This window comes from Enterovibrio qingdaonensis (assembly GCF_028683135.1).
Classification (GTDB): domain Bacteria; phylum Pseudomonadota; class Gammaproteobacteria; order Enterobacterales; family Vibrionaceae; genus Enterovibrio; species Enterovibrio qingdaonensis.
On sequence record NZ_JAJUBB010000055.1, the window covers coordinates 1 to 1330 of the forward strand.

1 protein-coding gene is annotated in these 1330 nt (G+C 47.3%); it reads left to right on the top strand.

The annotated features are described in order from the left end of the window. The first annotated feature begins 112 nt into the window (after positions 1–112). Positions 113–1312, top strand: coding sequence for an IS4 family transposase (locus LRP49_RS25080; protein WP_274146395.1), 1200 nt, complete (start codon positions 113–115; stop codon positions 1310–1312). Positions 1313–1330: the final 18 nt, after the last annotated feature.

A 1330-nucleotide genomic window follows, 5' to 3' on the forward strand; every position in this document is an offset into this window, starting at 1 on the left:
TTCTAGTGAATCCCCTCAAAATCCCTAATCTAAACAATGAGAAAGACGCGCACCGAACCCTTTGATCTAATGAATTTCGCCAAAAACCACATTCCACCAAGAGGAATTACCGATGCGCGATATTCAGATCCTACAAGACACTCTAACTAATCACTGTCCCACTATTCATAAAAAACGGCTTCAATCTCTGTTACTTGCGACTGAGTCTGCACTCGGTGGAGCTGACCTCACTCTCACCAAACTCGGCCGCTCCCTTAACACCATGACCACAGCCAAACATGCCATCAAACGCGTGGATAGGCTTCTTGGCAATGCCCAGCTACACCGTGAAAAAGACGAAATCTATAAGTGGAATGCACGGCTTATTGCCGGGGCCAACCCATTCCCTGTGATACTTATCGATTGGTCTGATGTCAGAGAGCAATTTCGTCATATGACATTGCGCGCTTCTGTCGCTTTGGATGGCCGCGCGGTTACGCTTTACGAGCAGGCCTTTGAATATGCGCAATATAATTCGCCCATAACACATCAATACTTCCTTGATAAGGTTCAGGAATTACTCCCTAAGGAGACTACACCTATCATCGTCTCTGACGCTGGATTTCGAAATACCTGGTTCCGTCAGGTTCAAAGTAAGGGCTGGTTTTGGCTGGGGCGTGTTCGCGGTGAAGTCTCGATAAAATTCGGACTCCGCAACTGGCAATGGAACAAGAAGCTACATCACAAAGCAACGAATAAACCCCAATCTCTTGGTCGTTGCCAACTTGCTCGCCGATCTCCCCTCAACTGCAACGCATATCTCGTGAAACAAACGCCGAAAGGGCGAAAAGCACAGCGTCATTCGCGGACTTGTCAAAAACACACCGCTTCTCGGCTCTTTGCCAAAGGTGCCAATGAACCTTGGTTACTTGTCACCAATATTCCCAGTGAAACGCTCAATGCTGTTCAGATAACCCGTCTATATGCGAAGAGAATGCAGATTGAAGAAGCGTTCCGAGATTTAAAGAGCACAGCCTATGGACTAGCGCTTCGTCATAATCGAACCCGCTGCACTAAACGTCTGAATATATTGCTACTAATTGGATTACTGACAGAAATACTCATGTGGTGGAATGGGCTGGTTGCGACCCAAGCAAAGTGGCAATACGACTTTCAAGCCAACACCATCAAACATCGCCGAGTTTTATCCATACCCCGGTTAGGGCGTGAAGTGAGAAAACGGCAAAGGTATGTCATCACAGAACAGCAATATCAATGGGCCATGCTCGAATATCAAAGACTGGCACATTACTCCGGACTCGGAAAATTATGAGGGGATCCTTCAGCGCCC

Bases quoted from the DNA above. Each gene is read 5' to 3' on its own strand.
- LRP49_RS25080 (WP_274146395.1), top strand. From the start codon at position 113: ATGCGCGATATTCAGATCCTACAAGACACTCTAACTAATCACTGTCCC.